The 18382-nt window shown below is 73.9% G+C and carries 19 protein-coding genes; 5 read left to right on the top strand and 14 right to left on the bottom strand.

Features of this window, described 5'->3' with window-relative positions; all coding sequences use genetic code 11:
- Window positions 1-23 precede the first annotated feature (23 nt).
- A complete protein-coding gene (locus tag LBW97_RS00350) occupies window positions 24-2651 on the bottom strand; it encodes an ExeM/NucH family extracellular endonuclease (RefSeq protein WP_224497419.1) in 2628 nt (875 codons plus the stop codon).
- Window positions 2652-2765: 114 nt separating this feature from the next.
- On the bottom strand, window positions 2766-4538 hold the full coding sequence (locus tag LBW97_RS00355; RefSeq protein WP_224497420.1) for a bifunctional UDP-sugar hydrolase/5'-nucleotidase: 1773 nt from the start codon (window positions 4536-4538) through the stop codon (window positions 2766-2768).
- Between the two features lie 219 nt (window positions 4539-4757).
- Between LBW97_RS00355 and LBW97_RS00360 the strand changes: the two genes are divergently transcribed.
- From LBW97_RS00360 to LBW97_RS00375, 4 genes are all read left to right on the top strand, one after another.
- Window positions 4758-5036 (top strand): hypothetical protein, encoded by a 279-nt coding sequence (locus tag LBW97_RS00360; RefSeq protein ID WP_224497421.1) that lies wholly within the window; start codon window positions 4758-4760, stop codon window positions 5034-5036.
- 76 nt (window positions 5037-5112) lie between these two features.
- Complete coding sequence (locus LBW97_RS00365; protein WP_224497422.1) at window positions 5113-5313, top strand: hypothetical protein; 201 nt, start codon at window positions 5113-5115, stop codon at window positions 5311-5313.
- 131 nt (window positions 5314-5444) lie between these two features.
- A complete protein-coding gene (locus LBW97_RS00370; RefSeq protein ID WP_224497423.1) occupies window positions 5445-5762 on the top strand; it encodes a hypothetical protein in 318 nt (105 codons plus the stop codon).
- Window positions 5759-6535: a DUF998 domain-containing protein gene (locus LBW97_RS00375; RefSeq protein ID WP_224497424.1), complete on the top strand. Its 777-nt coding sequence runs from the start codon at window positions 5759-5761 to the stop codon at window positions 6533-6535. Before LBW97_RS00370 ends, LBW97_RS00375 begins: the two co-directional genes overlap by 4 nt.
- Window positions 6536-6543: 8 nt before the next feature.
- Here the strand turns inward: LBW97_RS00375 and LBW97_RS00380 are convergent, their stop codons facing one another.
- From LBW97_RS00380 to LBW97_RS00405, 6 genes are all read right to left on the bottom strand, one after another.
- The gene (locus LBW97_RS00380; protein ID WP_224497425.1) at window positions 6544-7560 is read right to left on the bottom strand and encodes a hypothetical protein; all 1017 of its coding nucleotides are present in this window, start codon (window positions 7558-7560) and stop codon (window positions 6544-6546) included.
- Window positions 7561-7652: 92 nt separating this feature from the next.
- A complete protein-coding gene (locus LBW97_RS00385; protein ID WP_224497426.1) occupies window positions 7653-8567 on the bottom strand; it encodes a DMT family transporter in 915 nt (304 codons plus the stop codon).
- A gap of 102 nt (window positions 8568-8669) precedes the next feature.
- Complete coding sequence (locus LBW97_RS00390; RefSeq protein ID WP_224497427.1) at window positions 8670-9431, bottom strand: SDR family oxidoreductase; 762 nt, start codon at window positions 9429-9431, stop codon at window positions 8670-8672.
- Window positions 9432-9462: 31 nt separating this feature from the next.
- Window positions 9463-10218: an SDR family NAD(P)-dependent oxidoreductase gene (locus LBW97_RS00395; RefSeq protein WP_224497428.1), complete on the bottom strand. Its 756-nt coding sequence runs from the start codon at window positions 10216-10218 to the stop codon at window positions 9463-9465.
- Window positions 10219-10273: 55 nt separating this feature from the next.
- On the bottom strand, window positions 10274-11032 hold the full coding sequence (locus LBW97_RS00400) for a DUF5995 family protein (RefSeq protein ID WP_224497429.1): 759 nt from the start codon (window positions 11030-11032) through the stop codon (window positions 10274-10276).
- Complete coding sequence (locus tag LBW97_RS00405) at window positions 11029-12948, bottom strand: helix-turn-helix domain-containing protein (RefSeq protein WP_224497430.1); 1920 nt, start codon at window positions 12946-12948, stop codon at window positions 11029-11031. The genes LBW97_RS00400 and LBW97_RS00405 overlap by 4 nt, the downstream gene beginning before the upstream one ends.
- Before the next feature lie 281 nt (window positions 12949-13229).
- Between LBW97_RS00405 and LBW97_RS00410 the strand changes: the two genes are divergently transcribed.
- Complete coding sequence (locus LBW97_RS00410; protein WP_224497431.1) at window positions 13230-14237, top strand: DUF2877 domain-containing protein; 1008 nt, start codon at window positions 13230-13232, stop codon at window positions 14235-14237.
- Between the two features lie 6 nt (window positions 14238-14243).
- Here the strand turns inward: LBW97_RS00410 and LBW97_RS00415 are convergent, their stop codons facing one another.
- The 6 genes from LBW97_RS00415 to LBW97_RS00440 are packed head-to-tail and all read right to left on the bottom strand — an operon-like array spanning window position 14244 to window position 18382.
- Window positions 14244-14717: an SSI family serine proteinase inhibitor gene (locus LBW97_RS00415; RefSeq protein ID WP_224497432.1), complete on the bottom strand. Its 474-nt coding sequence runs from the start codon at window positions 14715-14717 to the stop codon at window positions 14244-14246.
- A gap of 11 nt (window positions 14718-14728) precedes the next feature.
- The gene (gene hisG, locus LBW97_RS00420) at window positions 14729-15595 is read right to left on the bottom strand and encodes an ATP phosphoribosyltransferase (protein ID WP_224497433.1); all 867 of its coding nucleotides are present in this window, start codon (window positions 15593-15595) and stop codon (window positions 14729-14731) included.
- Window positions 15596-15622: 27 nt separating this feature from the next.
- Entirely contained in the window at window positions 15623-15886 is a 264-nt protein-coding gene (locus LBW97_RS00425; protein ID WP_224497434.1) for a phosphoribosyl-ATP diphosphatase, read from the bottom strand.
- Window positions 15883-16410: a 6,7-dimethyl-8-ribityllumazine synthase gene (gene ribH, locus LBW97_RS00430; RefSeq protein ID WP_224497435.1), complete on the bottom strand. Its 528-nt coding sequence runs from the start codon at window positions 16408-16410 to the stop codon at window positions 15883-15885. Before ribH ends, LBW97_RS00425 begins: the two co-directional genes overlap by 4 nt.
- Entirely contained in the window at window positions 16407-17747 is a 1341-nt protein-coding gene (locus LBW97_RS00435) for a bifunctional 3,4-dihydroxy-2-butanone-4-phosphate synthase/GTP cyclohydrolase II (protein ID WP_224497436.1), read from the bottom strand. The genes ribH and LBW97_RS00435 overlap by 4 nt, the downstream gene beginning before the upstream one ends.
- Entirely contained in the window at window positions 17744-18382 is a 639-nt protein-coding gene (locus LBW97_RS00440; RefSeq protein WP_224497437.1) for a riboflavin synthase, read from the bottom strand. The genes LBW97_RS00435 and LBW97_RS00440 overlap by 4 nt, the downstream gene beginning before the upstream one ends.

Below are 18382 nucleotides of genomic sequence, written 5' to 3' on the forward strand. Positions count from 1 at the left end.
CGTCCGGGCCGGGCCGGGTCAGGTCAGGACTCGGCGCCGTCCTGCTCGGTGGCACCGGTGCCGCGTCCCTGGTTCAGGACGTCGGTGCCCGGACCACCGATGAGCGTGTCGGCCCCGTTGCCGCCGTCCAGGACGTCGGTGCCGAAGCCACCGGAGAGGACGTCGTTCCCGTTGTCCCCGGCGATCCGGTCGTTCCCGGCGCCACCGCAGATGACGTCGTCCCCGTTGCCGCCGGTGATGACGTCGTCGCCACCGAGGCCCATGATCACGTCGCGCCCGTTGGTGCCGGTGAGGACGTCGTCCCCCTCGGTGCCGCGGATGGTCGGCACGAGACCCTGGCAGCGCTCCTCCAGGTCGATGCCGAGCACCAGCGGGTCGTGGTCGCTGGACCGGTACGGGTTCGCGGCGTACAGCGCCGGGTCACCGGTGTACTGGTAGGCGAAGGACTCCACCGAGTTGATGTTCCAGTGCGCGACGCCGGTGACCTTGCGCGTCAGCGCGGTGGTGGCCAGCGCGTGGTCCAGCGAGCCCGACATGTCGTCGTACACGTAGCTGTACCGGCCCGGGTCGAACTCCTCGCCCAGGTCGACGTACCCGGCCTCGCGCAGCACCTCGATGGGGTCCTCTTGGGTGTAGGCGTTGAAGTCGCCCAGCAGGACCACGTCCTGCTCCCCGGTGGAGGCCCGCAGCTCCTCGGTGAACGTGGCCAGCGAGCGGGCCTGGCGCACGCGGTCACCGTTGGACGCACCCTGGCCATCGCCCTGGTCGGCGTTGTCCGCACCGCTGCCGGAGCCCTTGGACTTGAAGTGGTTGGCCACCACCGTGAAGGCGTCGCCGTCCTTGGCGAAGGTCTGCGCCTGCGGCTCGCGGGCGTTGCCCCAGACCGTCTCGTCCACCAGGCCGACGGAGGGGCCCACCGGCTGGACGACGTCGTTCTTGTAGATGATCGCGCTGCGGATGACGTCGCGGTCGACGGCGTAGAGCTCCGTCGGCATCGGGACGTAGCTCCACTCGTCGCCGCCCGCGGCCGCGTTCAGCCGGCCCACCAGGTCCTCCAGCGCCTTGTCGGCGTTGCCCGGGCTGTAGCCCGTGGAATCGGTGTCCTCGATCTCCATGAGGGTCACCACGTCGGCGTCCAGCGCCCGGATCGCCGGGACGATCTTGCCGGCCTGACGCTCGAAGGCCGCGGTCGTCACCGCGCCGCGCCCGCCGTCCTCCTCCAGGGTGAGGAAGTAGTTCAGCACGTTGAACGCGCCGACCTGGACGTCGCCGCCGACCGGTGCCGGAGCGGCCGGCCGGGTGTTCTGCGGCGCGAAGGTGCCCTCGGCGGTGCCGTCGGCCGGCTGCAGCCGCCACGCGTTGAAGCCGTAGCCGAGGACGAGCGGGGAGGTGAAGCCCAGGCGGTCACCGACCCGGACCGGGGTGGCCGGCGACAGGTAGGGGCGGGTCGTCGTGGTGACCCGGGCGCTGACGCCGTCGTCGAGCACGATCCGGCGCAGCATGTTGGCCGTGGCGATCGCCTCCGCCTCGGGGGTGCCGGGGCGGGCGAGCTCGGTCGGCTGCACCAGGAGGCCGCCCTCGGAGAGGGTCAGCTCGCCGTACGAGGTCAGGTCGAAGATCTCGCTGACGGTCAGCGTGTCGGCCGGGGCCACCCGCATGCCCTCGAGCCGCTCGCGGGCCTCCTCGTCGGCCGGCAGGTCCAGCGGCGCTGCCGCCGGCAGGTCCGCGACCGAGCCGTCGGCGCAGACCTCGACATCGGTGCGGGAGCTGATCTGCGTCTGGCCGCCGAACTCCTGGACCTGGCCGCGCACGGCGACGCTGTCGCCGAGGTCGACGGCCACCGGGCTGAACACGAAGACGCCGTCAGAGGTGGCCGCGTCCCCGTCCCCGTCGGCGTCCTGGAGGTAGAAGCCGGAGAGGCCCTCGACGTCACCCACGACGACGCCGCGGACGGTGACGGTCCGCCCGGCCAGCGGCGTGGCCGGGCCGGCGCCCTGCACCGCGCCGATCTCGTGGGTGGGTGCGACCTCGCAGACGGGCGCCAGCTCGGGCTCCGGCGGCGTGCCGGACGCGCCGTTCACCGCGCCCTTGGTCGCCGCGGCCGGACCGGACCACACGAGGGCGTCCCGCGCGGCGTCGTAGACGCGCGACAGCGACTGCCCGGGCGTCTCGGTGCCGGCCTCGGCCACGCCGATGTCGGTGCTGGTCCGACCGGCCGCGGCGCCGCTGACGGCGGTCATCGTGCCCTCGTAGGAGAGGAATTCCAGCACCTCGGTGCCGCGGACGAGTGCCAGGCCGTCGGGCGCACCGTTCTGGATGCCGCTGGACGGCCCCGCGACGACCACCGCAGCGGCACGGTCCGCGGGCGCGGTCACTGCCGGCAGGGTCAGCGTGGCGTACGGCGCCCTGTCGCTGCCGTTGTAGAGGACGACGGCGAGGCCCGAGGAGCTCGCACCCGCCGGCAACTGCACCTCGACGAACTCGTCGACGTCGCCACCTGCGTTGTCGTAGTGGATCTCGGAGATGAACGGGGTGGTCGGCGCGGCCGCGTGGGCGAAGGCGGGCAGGCCCACCACGGCCACGGAGGCGGCGAGGGTGCCGAGAGCGGCGCGGCGCGCGAGCACGCGCCTGCCGTCAGTGCGAACGATCACGAAGACGTCCTTTCCGGACGGTTGGGACTGCGGTGCGAGGACGGGCGACTGCGACAGGACAGCGAGGGGCCCGCCCCTCCAGGTGGAGGGACGGGCCCCTCGGGTCGTCAGCGGCTACTGCCGGACCGAGATCCGGTCGGTCGCCGGCGGGGAGGTCGGGACCTCCGGGTCGAGGTACTCGATCAAGGCCGCCAGGTCGTCCTCCGGCGAGACCACATCGGTGCGGTTGGTGCCCGTGGCGAAGAGGGAGAACCGGTCCCCGCCGTCGGCGAGGAAGTTGTTCACCGTGACCCGGTACGACGCCGCCGGGTCGACCGGAGCGTCCCCGATGCGGACCGAGTCGTCCGGCACGCGGGTCCCCTGGCACGGGTCCTTCGCCGTACCCGTGGTGCCCTTCGGGTCGACCGCGTAGGTGATCCCCGCCGGCTGGAGGACCGTGCCGTTGACGAACTGCTGCTCGAGCACGCACTGGATCTGCGCGCCGGTCAGCGAGACCGTCGTCAGGTAGTTGCCGAACGGCTGCGTGGTGAAGGCCTCCTCGTAGGTGATCTCACCGGCCGGGATGTCGGCCCGCACCCCACCCGGGTTCATGAAGGCCAGGTCGGCGTCGTCGTCCGTCGCCGCCAGCTGCGCGTCGGCGATCAAGTTGCCCAGCGGCGACTCACCGAGGACGGTGACCGTGGTCGGCTTGCCGTCGGCCGCGGGGGGCCCGGGGTACGTGTACAGGGTCTCCCGCGCCGTGCTGAGCGTGGCGGTCGCCTGACCGACGATCTGCGAGGCGATCGGGCCCAGCAGCTCGCGGTAGTAGGCGATGAGCCCGGTCTGCACCGGGTCCTTGGGCAGGCCCTGCGACACGGGCACGTTGTCCGCCTTCGCGGTCAGGACGTCACCGGTGCGACGGTCCAGCGTCAGGTCGATGTCGGTGACCAGGCGGCCGGCGGAGCTCGCGCTCGTGACGAGGCGACCGTCGATCGTGCAGTTGTAGGCCTGGTGCGTGTGGCCGGTCACGACGACGTCGATGGCGTCAGACATCCGCGGGACGATCTCGGTGACCGGGCCGCCCATGCCCACGCAGGTGTCGACGCCGATGCCGGCGCCGGTCTGCGTGCCGCCCTCGTGCATCAGCACGACGATCGCCTCGACGCCCTGGGCCTTCAGCTCCGCTGCGTACCGGTTGGCGGTGTCCGCCTCGTCGGCGAAGTCGAGACCCGCGACACCGGACGGGGTCACGATGCCCGGCGTGCCCTCGAGGGTCATGCCGATGAAACCGACGTCGATGCCCTGCACCTTGTGGATGGCGTACGGCGGCAGGAGCGTGTCGTCCACGCCGCCCTCTTCGGAGAAGGCGTTGGCGGAGAGGTACTGGAAGTCGGCGCCCTCGAACGGCCGGTCGGGGTCGGCACAGCCGTCCTCATGGCATCCGCCGTGCTGAATGCGCAGCAACTCGTGCGAGCCCTCGTCGAACTCGTGGTTCCCCACGCTGGCGTAGTCGAGGCCGATGCGGTTGAGCGCCTCGATCGCCGGCTCGTCGTGGAAGGCGGCCGAGAGCAGCGGGGTGGCGCCGATGAGGTCGCCGGCAGCGACGGTGAGCGTGTTCTGCTTCTTGCTCTCCGCCTCGAGGGCCCGCACCTGCGTGGCGAGGTACTCGACTCCACCGAATGCTCCGGTCTCGCCGGGCAGCCTGCTCGAGGAGCTGGTCGACGCCGGCGGTTCGAGCTGACCGTGGAAGTCGTTGAGGGCCAAGAGCTGCAGTTCGACCGGGGGTGGCCCGGCGGGCTTCCGCTCGGGGGCGGCTCCGGCGCTCGGGGCGCCGGCGACCAGCACGGCGGTGAGCGTGGTGAAGCCCAGACCGGCCGCGAGGGCCTTCCGAGCAGAGGGGAGGGTCATTCAGGGAACTCCTTGGATCTTCTGAGGGACACCACGTATTCGACGGGTACGGGATTGCCCCCTGACGTCGGGAACGTTAAGCGCAGCGGAACGACCCGGGGCGGTCAGTGTGGCGACTGTGGCGGCTGTGACGGCTGGGGTTGGCCCGCCAGAGGTGATGTGGGGCCGGTATCGAACGTGTGTTCGACGACCGTGCGAGACTCGGGTGTGGCCGGAGGCATGAACCGAGGGAGATCGGGACGCTCGCTGGGCGACCGCGCGGCGAGCTCCGGCATCACCGTCGAGCCGCCCTCCGTCCCCGACACCGTCAGAGAGGAGGGGCGGCACTGCTGGGTGCGCGATCCCCCGGAGACGCCCGGGATCTGGCCCGGTCTGCTCGTGGAATGGCGACGGCGGGACGCGGGCTGGGAGGGGCGTGTGGTCTACACCGTGCCTCGCCCGCAGGGCCCGGCGCTGGTGGAGGCCTGGCTCCCCGCAGCCCGGCTGGAGCCACGGTGATCGTCATCCCGGTTAGCCCCAGTGACCGTGGGCTATGGGTGCTGCGACCCCTTCCCGACCGACGGAGGACGACACCGTGACCGACCCCCAGGACCGCCCCACCCTCGACGACGTCATCACGCCGCAGGAGCAGGCGCCGCGCGACCGCCAGGAGCACGCCAAGGACCCCCACCTCGGCGACGAGGCGCTCGAGCACCGCACCGAGCAGGAGCGCCAGGCCGTCGGCTCCGACGATGCGAACCCGGCCGGCGCCGACCAGCACTCGGCCACCGACTGACGGGGCTCCGACTGACGAGGCCCCGGCTGACGTCCGAGGACGTCGCCTGCTGGCTGCTCAAGTCGGCAGCCGTCCCGGAGCTCCTCGCCCCGACGTGGTCGCCCGGCGAGGAGCTCCTGGTCGAGCGGTGCGTGCGGCACTCCTACCGGCTGGCGCTGATGACTCCCGGCCGGCCCTGCGTCCTCTGGGTCAGCGGCCGCGACCGGCCCGGCGTGCACGCGATCGGAGCCGTCGCCGGGGAGGTCGAGGAGCGGACCGGGCAGCCCGCGGTCCCGGTCCGGCTCCGCTTGCTGGCCGAGCCGCTTCCGCGGGCCGAACTGACCGCCGATCCCGCGTTCCGGGACGCCGAGGTAATCCGCATGCCGGCCGGCAGCAACCCCTCGTGGCTGACCGCCGAGCAGTACGCCGCCGTCCTGTCCCGGGTTCCCCAGGACGGTTTGCGACCATGACGCCCGTGACTTCCGCCCGCCTCCGCTGGGGCGCCCTCCTCTGGCTGCTGACCCTCCAGTTCTTCGTGTTGGAGGCGCTCGCGCAGGTCCGCTACGACGCGCCGTACTCCCGCGTCGACGACGTCATCAGCGCCCTCGGGGCCGCGGACTCCGCCGGTCGCCAGCTGATGAACGCCTCGTTCGTGGTCCAGGCCGCGCTGATCCTGGGCGGCGCCCTGCTGCTGCGTCCCGCCCTGCGCGGAGCAGCGGGCCGGGTGGCGCCGATGCTGCTGGGCGCGGCGGCGCTCGGCACCCTGCTCGTCGGGGTCTTCCCCCTCGACGGCAACGGCACGATGCACGCCATCGGCGCGGTCGCCTACTTCGTGGGTGGCGGGGTCGGCCTGATCGCCCTCGCCTACGCCGTGCGCCCGCGCTCGGAACTCCTCGGAACCGTCGTGGTGCTGCTGGGCATCGTGGCCACCGCGGCGACGATCTTCTTCCTCACCGGCGTCGTCGGCTACCTGGGCGAGGGCGGCACCGAACGAGTGGCGGCCTATCCGCTGCCGATCGCGCTCGCGCTGACCGGCGCGGTGCTCGGCTGGACGTCCGGCCGGACCGACGAGCCGACGTCGTCGGCGTCGCTGCAGGCCGAGCGCGCCGAGCAGGAGCTCCGCCGCGCCGAGCAGGCCCGGGTGCGCGACGCCGCCCTCGAGGCCGCCGCCCGCCGATCACAGGACGACGACCGCGCCGACATCGACCCCGACGACCCGTGGGCCCCGTCCCGGCGCGACTGAGGTCCCCGTCAGCCCCCACCCTCGACGCCCGGGGCCTCGAGACGGAGCACGTCCGCCACCGGCCGTCGGCCGCTGACCACGGCGTCCGGGCCCTCCTGGGGATAGCCCAGGCGCAGCAGCATCTGCGGGTGCCCCACCAGCGACAGCCGCGCCTGCATGCGCGTACGCGTCGCCGGCCAGTCGAGCGCCTGGGTGAGCGGGGATGCGACCAGGCCGGCGTCGGTCAGCCTCAGCAGCACCCGCCCCAGCGCCCGGCCGGACGAGAGCCAGGCTGCGCGGTCGTCGCCGTCGGTGCCCATGAGCACGACGGCGGGCCGCTCCACCTCGGGCGGCGGGGCATCGGGGTCCCCGGCGGCACGGAAGGCGTGCGGCTCGCGCTGGCCGGCCACGAAGTCCCGGATCAGCCAGTTCGACGCGCGCTCCGACGGGTCACCCTCGGGCAGGGCCCCCACCGGGACGCCGTCCTCGGCGCCGGGATCGGTGCGCAGCCAGCTCTCCAGCTCGGCCAGGTAGGCGGGGTCACCCTGCTCCATCTCCTCGGCACGGGAGATGAGGAAGACGGTGGCGACCTCCTCCTCCGAGCGCGTGATCGGCTTCAGCCAGGTGCCGAACTCCTCCGCCTCGGCCTGCAACCGCTCGATCAGCCCCTCGGGGACGGCCTGACGGGCGAACGGGGTGCGAACCGTGTGCCGACGCCGGATCGCGTCCGCGAGCGACCGGGCCTCGTCGGTGGCGGGAGCCGGGCCGGTGAGCCGGACGGCGCCGAGCGCTCCACCGGCGGGCAGCAGCTCGACCTCGGCGCCCCACCCCTGAGCGGCCAGCGCGACGACCGCGAACTCCAGCGCGATGCCGCAGCTGATGACCTGCTGGCGGCCGGTGGGGTCCAGGACCGGTAGGGACCGTGCCTCGTCGAGGTGCAGCTCCAGCGTTTCCGGCCGGGCGACGAACCGCCACGGCTGCGTGTTGTGGATCGACGGCGCCCGCGTGGCGGCGTCCACCACCCGCGTCCAGTCCTGCTGCTCCACGACGTCCCCTCCCGGCGGCCCCGGGGCCGACCCGTACGGCCGTCCCCGGTCCGTGCCTACCCCATGCCGGCCGCCCCGCGCACACCGGACGGTCAGCCGGCCACCGTCTCCGCCGCACGCGAGGGACGGCGGCTGCGCGTGCGGGACACCGCCACGCCCACCAGGCAGACAGCACCACCGACCAGCGCCAGGGCCGGCGGCGCCTCGTCCAGCAGCAGCCAGCCGAATCCGATCACCAGTGGCGGCACCACGTACGTCGTGACGCCGAGCCGTCCGGCGTCCATGCGGCGCAGGGCGTAGGCCCAGGTGCTGAAGGCCAGGGCGGTGGGCACGACGCCCAGGTAGACCATTCCGGCCACCGACGACGCGGGCGCGCGGCCCAGTTCGCCGACGAGCACCCCGGTCCAGGGCAGGCAGCAGATCGTTCCGATGGCGCATGCGGTGAACGTGACCTGCAGCCCGGGCAGCCGGCCCAGCAGCGGCTTCTGGGCCACGACGCCGATGGCGTAGGTGAGCGCCGCGACCAGGCACAGCAGCACTCCGACCAGGTCCGCGTCCGCACTGCGGGTGGCCAGACCGATGAGCAGCACGCCACCGAAGGCGATCCCGATGCCGATGACCAGCCGCCGCGGAAAGCCCTCGCCCAGCCACAGCCCGGCGAACAGCGCGATCAGGATCGGACCGATGTTGACCAGCATCGCCGTCGTCCCGGCGTCGAGGTGCTGCTCGGCCGCGTTGAGCGCCACGTTGTAGACGCCGAACCAGCCCACCCCGCACACCGCGAGCAGGCGCCAGTCCGCACGGGTCGGCCGCACCCAGCCGGCCCGGGCGACGAGCAGCCCCAGGACCAGCGTGCCGACGAGCAGCCGACCGAGCGCCAGCGCACCGGGCGAGAGGTCCTCCCCCACCGCACGGATCCCGATGAACGCCGACGCCCATGCCAGCACCGTCACGACGACGGCGAGGAGCGTGCGGGGATCGGCGACGGCGGTCCGGGGCGAGGTCACCAGCGGACTGTAGGCGCGGAGGACGACGGTTCTCCGGCGTCTACCGGACCGGGCGCGCGGCTGTCCGTCCTGCCTCGCAGGATGGCAGGAACGCCGCGACCGTCAGCCCGGCGGCGGCGAGTCGGCCAGGTACTGCGCCCAGGTCCGACTCCCCCGCCCGCCACGGGCAGGCACTGCCGCGCCGTCCCGCATCGCCGCCCCCAGGCGTCCGGGGACCGGCGTCGAGATCACCCGCGCGTTCGGTGCCCGGACGGCGGCCCAGGCGCGGGCGAGGTCGGCCATCGAGTGCTCCTCGGGGCCGGCGAACTCCACCACTCCCCCGCTGGGCTGCGCGCCGGCGACGGTGACCAGGTGCGCGGCCGCGTCGTCGACGTCGACCGGCGACACCTGCCAGCCCATCGGGACCGGCAGCAGCGGACCGCGCCGGGTGGTCTCCAGCAGCTCGTCGGCGAACTCGTGGAACTGGGTGATGCGCACCAGCGTCAGCGGCAGCCCCGAGGCCAGCAGCACCTGCTCGGCGGCGTACTTGGCGCGGTAGTAGTTCATCGGGATGCGGTCGATGCCGACGATGGACACGTGGACCAGGTGCCGGAGGCGGTCGCGGTCCACCGCCTCCACCAGCCGCCGGGCACCGGCGACGTCGACCTCCCACGGGTTGCCCCGCGGATCGGTGGCCGCGTGCACGACCACCTCGGCGCCGGCGAGCGCGTTCACCAGGTCGAACCCGGTGGCGAGGTCCCCCCGGACCCCGCCGGGACCGGTCCCGCGCCGGGACATCGACCGGACGGTGTGCCCGGCCTCCGAGAGACGAGGTACGAGACTGCGGCCCAGCCGGCCGGTGGCACCGGTGACGAGTACGTCCACGCCCGCAGTCTGCCGTTCCGGATGTCCCTTGTCAGCGCTCCTGGTCGGTGGGTCGCACCAGCACCTCGTTGACCGCGACGTGCGCCGGCTGGGAGACGACGTAGACGACGGCGCGGGCGATGTCGTCGGCCTCCAGCGCCCGCATGTCCGTGTACATCTTCTGCGAGGCGGCCTTGGCGTCGGGCTGGGTGATGTGGTCGGTGAGCTCCGTGCTCACCGCGCCCGGCTCGACCAGGCCGATCCGCACCCCGCGCCCGGTGACCTCCTGGCGCAGCGACTCGCTGAAGGCGTTCACCGCCCACTTGCTGGCGTTGTAGACGCCGGCTCCCTTGCGGGCGGTCCGCCCGGCGACGCTGGACATGTTCACGATGTCGCCGCTGCCCTGCTCGACCATCCCGTCGAGAGCGGCGTGCGTCATGTAGAGCACGCCGAGGACGTTGGTGGAGAGCATCCGCCGCCAGTCCTCGGGGTCGGCGCCCACGATGGTTCCCAGCAGCATCACGCCGGCGTTGTTGACGAGGATGTCGAGGCCGCCCAGCTCGTCCCGGGTCCGGCGGACGGCGTCGGCGCAGGACTGCTCGTCGGTGACGTCGAGGTCGAGGGGCAGGACCGTGGCGCCGTCGTCCCGCAGCCGCGTGGCGAGCTCCTCCAGCCGGTCCTTGCGCCGGGCGCCGATGGCGACGGAGGCGCCGGCCGCGGCCAGCGCGAGGGCGGTCGCCTCGCCGATGCCGGACGACGCACCGGTCACCAGGGCGACCTTGCCGGACAGGGGCTGGGCCTCGCTCATGCGGATCTCCTCCCGCGCCGCTCCGTGCGGCGCTCGCCGTCCACCCTGCCTGCGATCAGCCGGGTCCGCCGTCCGGAGCCGGGAGGACGACGCCGAAGCCGTGCACGGCCAGCCGCAGCAGCACCGGCCCGGGACGCAGCAGGTCGGCCACCCGGGCGGCGCTCGCCGTCTCCAGCTGGGCGACCCGGGCGGCGGAGGCGGCGGGCCCTGCCAGCCGCGCGGCATGGAGCACGCCGGTGTTGACCCACACCCGGCGGCGCGACTCCCGGAGGAAGACGACGGCGGCCAGCCGGTTGGCCGGGGTGAGCAGCCGGTCCAGGACGGTGCGGGTGCCACCGGCCCGGCGCAGCGCGAGGTCCTCCTCGCCCACCCGGCGGGCGAGTATGCCGTCGATCCGCCCGTGGTCCCGGTGCCGGCGGGCGAGCAACTCAGCGTCGGCGAAGTCCCCGGGCGGGATCACCGCCATCAGGGACCGCGGGAGGTCGTAGTTGATGTGCGCGTTCATGCCGAGCAGCACGTGCCCCTCGGGGCGCAGCTGCGGATCGGCGCCGAAGGCCCGCCGCCACGGGGCCGGCGCCGACGCCGGATCGGCGCGGTGAGCGGCCAGCGCGTCGAGGTAGCGGTCGGCGAAGTCGACGTCCCAGCGCGACACCCACTCGGGGTCCTCGAAGCGGCCGTGGTCGAGCGCGGCCGCCACCGCCCGCGTGGTGCGCAGGTACGTGCCGAGGAAGTGGCGAGCCGGATCCCCTGACCGCTCCAGCTCCCCGGCCAGTGCCGTCATCCGCGCGACGAGCGCGTCGACGGCGACGGTCACACCAGCGAGTCGAAGCCGTCGTCGGACAGCCCGAGCCCGGCCTCCAGCGGCGGACGATGCGGCTGGTCCAGCCCACGCATGCGCGCGGCGTGCAGGGCCAGCAGCAGGTTCAGCCGCAGGTTCGGGTCGGTGGTGAACGGGCCGAGCATCCGCTCCAGCTTGCCGATCCGGTAGCGCATCGTGTTGTAGTGGAAGTGCAGCCGGCGGGCCGACTCCGCGACGTTGAGGTTGGTCTCCAGCAGGACCCGCAGCGTCTCCCGCAGGTCGGCGGAGTCCGCGTCGACGGCGTCGGCCAGCGGGCCGAGCACCTCGTCGACGTAGGACCGCAGCTCGCTGCTGTCGGGGATGAGCGAGAGCAGCCGGAAGACGCCCAGCTGGTCGAAGTGCGTGACCGAGCCGCCGTGGATCTCCTGCCCGACGCCCAGGGCGCGCTGCGCCTGCCGGTGCGCCTCCGAGATCTCCGCGAGGGATGCCGCGGGGCGGCCGATGCCGGTACCCAGGAGCCGGCCCATCCGGCGCAGCCGGCCGTTGACCCGGGAGGTCACCGCCGCGACCATCGCCGACAGCTCCTCGGGGGTACGGCCGTCCAGCGGCAGCAGCGTGACGATCTCGGTCGCCAGGCCGGCGACCGCGGCACCCGCGACCTCGGACTCCAGGGCCGCGCGCCATCCGTCGGCCAGCCGGTCGAGGACGTCGAGGGCGCGGGTCGGGTCGGCGGCGGCCTCGGGGGCGATCTCGGTGGCGGTGACCAGGACCGCGACCGTGCCCTCCAGCCGCCAGCCGAAGGAACGGGTGTGGGCCAGGGTCCGCTCGGGGTGGCCGACGGCTCCACCGACGAGCCGGCGCACCAGGTCGCCCTGGAAGCGCAGCTCCACCGAGTGGACCGCCTGCAGGCGGATCACCGACAGCGCGGCGATGACTGCGGCTCGCTCCAGCACACCGCCGGCGCCGACCATCATCGCGCCGGTCCGGTGCACCGCGACCAGCCAGCCGTGCCGCTGGTCCCCGGCCATGATCGGCGCGACCGCGTACTCACCCAGGCCGCCGGGCAGCTGGTGGTGGCCGGGCACGAGCAGGATGCCGTCGGCCGGGGACAGGTCGGCGTCGGCGAGCACGTCGGCCGGGGTGACCACCGTCTGGTCGGCCCGCACGCCGGAGAGCCGGCGGGACGGGGTGAGCTCGGCGAGCGCGTCATCGGCCGCGGCGTCGAGCAGCCAGAGCCAGTCGCTGATCTCCTCGACGTCCGCCACCGGGCCGGCGCTGGTGACGATCTCGCGATCCGGCCCCAGGCCCAGGACGGCGGCGCCGTCGAGGATCACCGCCAGCCGGTGGGCGACCTCCGCGAGGCCGCCGCCGGTGAGCGCGACCTCGGTGAACGCGTCGTCCATGCGCGAGGACAGGGCCAGCGCCTCGCCCTGCTTGGCCACCACGGTGCCGAGCACCGCCGAGACCACCTCGTCCAGCCGGGCGCTCTGCGGCAGCGCGAGGATCGGCAGGCCGCGGCGGTCGGCCTCGGCGAGCACCTCGGCGGGCAGCGGCGGCGGGCCGTCGGTGCGCCGGAACGCCAGGGCGGCCGTGCCGAGGAGGTCCAGTCGCTCCACCAGGGCCCGGCAGCTGGCCGGATCTGCCGGCGGGAGCCGGGCGCCCAGGACGACCAGGACGTCGGGGGCGGCGGCGGCCAGCGGCTCCGCGGGGTCGTCGACGACCATGTGGCGGACGACGCGGGCGAGGCCGGCCGATCCGGCCGCGACATTCGTGCCGGCGAGGGCCGGGAGCTCCAGTGCCTCCTGGACGCTCAGCCCCAGGCGCTGCTGCCAGCTGGTGCGCTCGTCCCGGCTCTCCAGCCGCGGCGACTCGTCGACAGCCCAGTTGCGACGGAACGGCAGGGTTCCATTACCGCGCGTAGAGGCAACCATCGAAGCGTCACTCTGGGTCACGAAGCATTTCCTTCCGGTCGTCATCCAGGGTGCCACACCGCGGGATCATGTCAGGTGTCCCTGGACGCCGAGACCCATTCTTGGCGAGATCCGCCATAAGAGGGCGTGCGACGCGCCGCTTAGGTTCGACCCGTTCGGCCCGCCCGCTGGATGGTATGCGCTTCCTCTGGAGCCGCGCGCACCCTCCGTACGGGCAGCCGGATCCAGCGGCAGGGAGTCGATCCACCGGCCCCCTCCGTCCTCGCCGGGGAGAGGCCGAGATGCGCGCGATCGACGACACCACAGTCCGGAGCGACAGGAGTGACGGAGCCGCGCTGCGGGGCCGGGCGGCGCGCGCAGGCGTGCCGACCATCCCGCTCCCCCGGCACTCCGCCCAGGCCGCGGCGCGGACCGCGCGGCCCGCGAAGGGCTGCGCCGCGGTGCCCGCCGCCGCCAGCACCGGCGTCGCCGCCCTGCTGCGCGGGCCCGTGCGGCAGGCGCGCGTGCTGCTCAGCTCGCCCACCGCCGTCTACCTGCAGGTGGTCGGGGAGCGCGCGACCGGCGACGTCGTCGGCATCCTCACCAGCGACGCCACCCGGCTCCCCCTCGGCTGCGTGCTCTTCCGGCCCGGCAACGGGCGGCCGCTGGTCGCCCTGGCCGCCGGTGCCCGCGCCGAGGTCGGCGGCGGCCGGATCGTCGTCGGCGACCTGGTGGTCAGCGCCGCGGCGTGGTGGGACCCGCGGCCCCGGCTGCCCGGTGGCCGGCCGGCGCTGCTCCCGGAGGGGGTCCGGCAGCTCCGCAACACCCTGTACGGCGAGGGCGTCCCGCACAGCTCGTTCACGCTCCCGGGCCTCCCGACCGGTCCTGGCGGTCCTCTCGCCGCCCTGCGTGGCGCCGTCCGGCGGGCCGACCTCGAGGCCGCCCTCCGCACCGCGACCCGCCTGATCGGCTCGGGTCCCGGCGTGACCCCGGCCGGTGACGACGTCATGGCCGGCACCGTGGCCGGGCTCGTCCTGCTCGGTCACCCGGCCGCGGAGCGGTTCGCCGCCGGTGTCTGCTCACTGGCTGCCGGGCGCACCAGCGAGCTGTCCGCGGCGCTGCTCCGGCACGCGGCGGCGGGCCGGGTCAGCGCCGAGTACGCGGCGGTCCTGCGCGGTCTGGTGGGCGAGCGCCCGCTGGCTCCCGCCGTCGACCGGCTGCTGGACGGCGGCGCGACGAGCGGGCGGGCGACCGCGCTGGGGCTGTGCACGGCCATCGACCTCGTGGAGCGCACCACCCGGGTGCGCTGACCCCGCTCAGCCCGACGGCTGGCCGACCCCCACGGGGATGGGCAGCACCGGGCCGAACGAATCCCACTGGGAGATGCGGCAGCCGTCGCGGCGGGACAGGTCCAGCTCGACCGCCTGCCCTGCCCACCGGCCGGTGATCCGGGCCGTCTGGTCGCCGCCGTACTGCTCGGTGCACATGAGGTCGTCGGCCAGCGGGGCGAACGGCTCGGTCATGCCCGCGAGGTGGTCGCAGGCCGCCTGGGCCTGCGGGTGCGTGCCCTCGACGAAGCCGGCGCAGACCAGCGTCCAGGACTCCGGCGGCGAGCCGTCGCCCCGGTCGACGTCGATGCGCAGGTCGTTCTGCGTCTGCTCGATGCCGGTCGTGGTGCCCGGATCCGCGGACGAGCCGGCGGCCGGCTCGTCCGCGTCGTCAGCCGGCTGCGAACCGCAGGCGCCCAGCAGCAGCAGGGGCAGCACGACGAGCGGAAGCAGACGGCGCATGCGGGGTCCTCCTACAGCCGCGAGGCGTGGATGCTGGTGACCAGGATGGCGCGGGCGCCGAGCTCCCAGAGCTCGTCCATGACCCGGTTGGTCTCCGCCTTGGCGACCATCGCGCGGACCGCGGACCAGCCGGCGGTCTGCAGCGGGCTGACCGTCGGGCCCTCGATGCCCGGCGTCATGGCGGTGGCCTGGGCGAGCAGGTCGTTCGGGCAGTCGTAGTCGAGCATCACGTACTGGCGGGCCACCAGGACGCCGCGCAGCCGCCGGCGCAGCTGGGCCACCGCGGGGATCTCCTCGGCGCCCTCGCGGCGCACCATCACGGCCTCGCTGGTCAGCACCGGGTCGCCGATGATGTGCAGCCCCGCGGCGCGCAGCGTCGTCCCGGTCTCCACGACGTCGCAGACAGCTTCGGCGACGCCCAGCCGGCAGGCGGTCTCCACCGCGCCGTCGAGCTTGACGACCTCGGCCTTGATGCCGGACTCGGCGAGGTAGCGCTGCAGCAGGACCGGATAGGCGGTGGCGATCCGCTTGCCGGCCAGCTGGTCGACGCTCTCGATCCCCGACTCCAGCGGGCTGGCGAAGCGGAACGACGAGCGCCCGAAGCCCAGGGGCATGTCCTCGACAGCGGCCGGGCCCTCGCCGTCGGCGGGTGCGGTCTCCAGCAGCATGTCCCGGCCGGTGATGCCGACGTCCAGCGTGCCCGCGGCGACGTAGACGGCGATGTCCCGGGGGCGGAGGTAGAAGAACTCGGTGTCGTTCTCCGGGTCGTAGATCGCGAGGTCCTTGGTGCTGCGCCGCTGGCGGTACCCGCTCTCGGCGAGCATCTCCGCCGCGGGCTCGCTCAGGACGCCCTTGTTCGGCACGGCGATGCGCAGCACGGGGTTGTCTCCTGGTTCTCGGATTGCTTACAGGTGGGTGTAGACGTCGTCGAGGGTCAGGCCGCGGGCGAGCATGAGCACCTGCACGCGGTAGAGGAGCTGGCTGATCTCCTCGGCGGTGCGCTCCTCGCCCTCGTGCTCGGCGGCCATCCAGGACTCGGCGGCCTCCTCTACGACCTTCTTGCCGGCGGCGTGCACCCCGTCGCGCACGGCGGTGACGGTGCCCGAGGCCGGGTCGCCCTCGGCCACCTTGGCGGCCAGCTCGGCGAAGAGGGAGTCGAAGGTCTTCACGAACGGATCTCCTGGCCTGCGGGGCTGATCGAGAAGCCGGTCTGCCGCTGGGGCGTCCGCAGCTCGCGGAGCACGATCGCGGTCTGCAGCGCGGCGATGGTGGCCTCCCAGCCCTTGTCCTCCACCGAGCCGGGCAGGCCGGAGCGGTCGTGCGCCTGCTGCTCGTCGTTGGTGGTGAGGACGCCGTTGCCCACGGGCTTGCCGGCGTCCAGGGCCACACGGGTGAGCCCTGCGGTGACCGCGTCGCAGACGTACTCGAAGTGCGGCGTGCCGCCGCGGATGACGACACCGAGGGCGACGACGGCGTCGTGCTGCTCGGTCAGCGCCTGCGCGACGACGGGCAGCTCGACCGCGCCCGGCACACGGACGACGGTCGGCTTCGCGATCCCGGAGGCCTCGGCCGCGGCGAGCGCGCGGTCCAGCAGCGCGCCGGTGATCTCGGCGTGCCAGGTGGTGGCGACGATGCCGAGGGTCAGCCCCGCGGCGTCGACCGGCCGTGCCTCGGGTGCTCCTGCCCCGCTCATGCCGGCTGCTCGTTCTGACGCAGCGGGACGTCGGTGCCGGGGACGGTGGTGGCGCCGGGAGCATCGGCCGGCGCGGACACGGTGTCGGCCGGCCCGGACTCGGTCTCCGGCTCGATGATGTCGAGCAGGTGGCCCATCCGGTCGCGCTTGGTGCGCAGGTAGCCGAGGTTCTCCGCCGTCACGTGGCTGGGCAGCGGCACCCGGCCGAGCACCTTGAGGCCGTAGCCCTCCAGCCCGGCGCGCTTGGCCGGGTTGTTGGTCAGCAGCCGCATGGTGTGGATGCCCAGGTCGACGAGGATCTGCGCGCCGGTGCCGTAGTCGCGGGCGTCGGCGGGCAGGCCGAGGTCGAGGTTGGCGTCCACGGTGTCCGCGCCGGCGTCCTGGAGCTGGTAGGCCTGCAGCTTGTGCAGCAGGCCGATGCCCCGGCCCTCGTGGCCACGGATGTACAGGACGACGCCGCGGCCCTCCTGCGCGACGGCCGCCAGGGCCGCCTGCAGCTGGGGCCCGCAGTCGCAGCGCAGCGAGCCGAAGACGTCGCCGGTGAGGCACTCGGAGTGGACGCGGACCAGCACGTCCTCGCCCTCGCCGATCTCGCCGTAGACGAAGGCCACGTGCTCGCGCTCGTCGTAAGAGCTGCGGTAGCCGACGGCGGTGAAGGTGCCCGGGGCCAGCGGCACGATCGCCTCGGCGACGCGCTCGACCAGCTTGTCGAAGCGCTTGCGGTAGGCGATGAGGTCCGCGATGGAGATCAGGCAGAGGTCGTGCTCGTCGGCGAAGACGCGCAGCTCCTCGGCCCGCGCCATGCCGATGGGGTCCTTCTCGCTGACGATCTCGCAGAGCACGCCCGAGGGGCGCAGGCCGGCGAGCAGGGCCAGGTCGACCGACGCCTCGGTGTGGCCGGGGCGGCGGAGCACTCCGCCGTCGCGGGCCCGCAGCGGCACGACGTGCCCGGGGCGGGCGAGGTCGGCCGAGGTGGTCTCGGCCGAGGCGATGGTCCGGATCGTGTGCGCGCGGTCGGCGGCGGAGATGCCGGTCGTGATGCCCTCGCGGGCGTCGACGGTCACCGTGTACGCCGTGCCGTGCCGGTCCTGGTTCACCCGGTGCATGGGCGGCAGGTCGAGCCGGTCGGCGTCCTCCTCGGACACGGCCACGCAGATGTAACCGGAGGTGTACCGGACCATGAAGGCCACGAGCTCCGGGGTGGCGAGCTCGGAGGCGAAGATGAGGTCGCCCTCGTTCTCGCGGTCCTCGTCGTCGATCACGACGACCGGCTTGCCGCTCTTGATGTCGGCGAGAGCGGCTTCGATGGAGTCCAGCCGGGTGACGGGCGCGCTCACGAGCGGGCTCCCAGCAGTCGCTCCACGTACTTGGCGATCACGTCGACCTCCAGGTTGACGGTCTCCCCCGTGGCGCGCGCGCCGAGCGTGGTCTCGCGGAGGGTGGTGGGAATGAGGCTGACCTCGAACCAGTGGCCAGTCTCAGATGTCACTGCGTCGTCCAGGGCACTGACCGCGCTGACGGTGAGCGAGACGCCGTCGACGGCGATGGAGCCCTTCTCGACGACGTAGCGGCCGAGCCCGGCGGGCAGTCCGATGCGGACGACCTCCCAGTGCTCGGCCGGGGTGCGGGACACGATCGAGCCGACGCCGTCGACGTGGCCCTGCATCATGTGGCCGCCGAGCCGGGTCTGCGGGCTGACCGCGCGCTCCAGGTTGACCGGGGCGCCCTCGGCCACCGCGCCGAGCGAGCTGCGGGACAGCGTCTCGGCCATGACGTCGGTGGTCCAGATCCCGGTGCCGTCGGCGTCGGGCTGCACGCCGGTGACGGTGAGGCAGACGCCGTTGACGGCGATGGAGTCGCCCAGCGAGACGTCGGTCAGGACGGTGCTCGCGCGGATGCTGAGGACCGCGGAGTCGCCCTGGTCCCGCCGGGCCGCCAGGGTGCCCACCTCCTCGACGATGCCGGTGAACAC

Source organism: Blastococcus sp. LR1 (genome assembly GCF_020166105.1).
In the GTDB taxonomy this organism is placed as follows: Bacteria; Actinomycetota; Actinomycetes; order Mycobacteriales; family Geodermatophilaceae; genus Blastococcus.

Coding starts and splice junctions, on each gene's coding strand:
- LBW97_RS00355 (WP_224497420.1), bottom strand. CDS start 4,538: ATGACCCTCCCCTCTGCTCGGAAGGCCCTCGCGGCCGGTCTGGGCTTC.
- LBW97_RS00360 (WP_224497421.1), top strand. CDS start 4,758: ATGAACCGAGGGAGATCGGGACGCTCGCTGGGCGACCGCGCGGCGAGC.
- LBW97_RS00375 (WP_224497424.1), top strand. CDS start 5,759: ATGACGCCCGTGACTTCCGCCCGCCTCCGCTGGGGCGCCCTCCTCTGG.
- LBW97_RS00395 (WP_224497428.1), bottom strand. CDS start 10,218: ATGAGCGAGGCCCAGCCCCTGTCCGGCAAGGTCGCCCTGGTGACCGGT.
- LBW97_RS00405 (WP_224497430.1), bottom strand. CDS start 12,948: ATGGTTGCCTCTACGCGCGGTAATGGAACCCTGCCGTTCCGTCGCAAC.
- LBW97_RS00410 (WP_224497431.1), top strand. CDS start 13,230: ATGCGCGCGATCGACGACACCACAGTCCGGAGCGACAGGAGTGACGGA.
- LBW97_RS00415 (WP_224497432.1), bottom strand. CDS start 14,717: ATGCGCCGTCTGCTTCCGCTCGTCGTGCTGCCCCTGCTGCTGCTGGGC.
- ribH (WP_224497435.1), bottom strand. CDS start 16,410: ATGAGCGGGGCAGGAGCACCCGAGGCACGGCCGGTCGACGCCGCGGGG.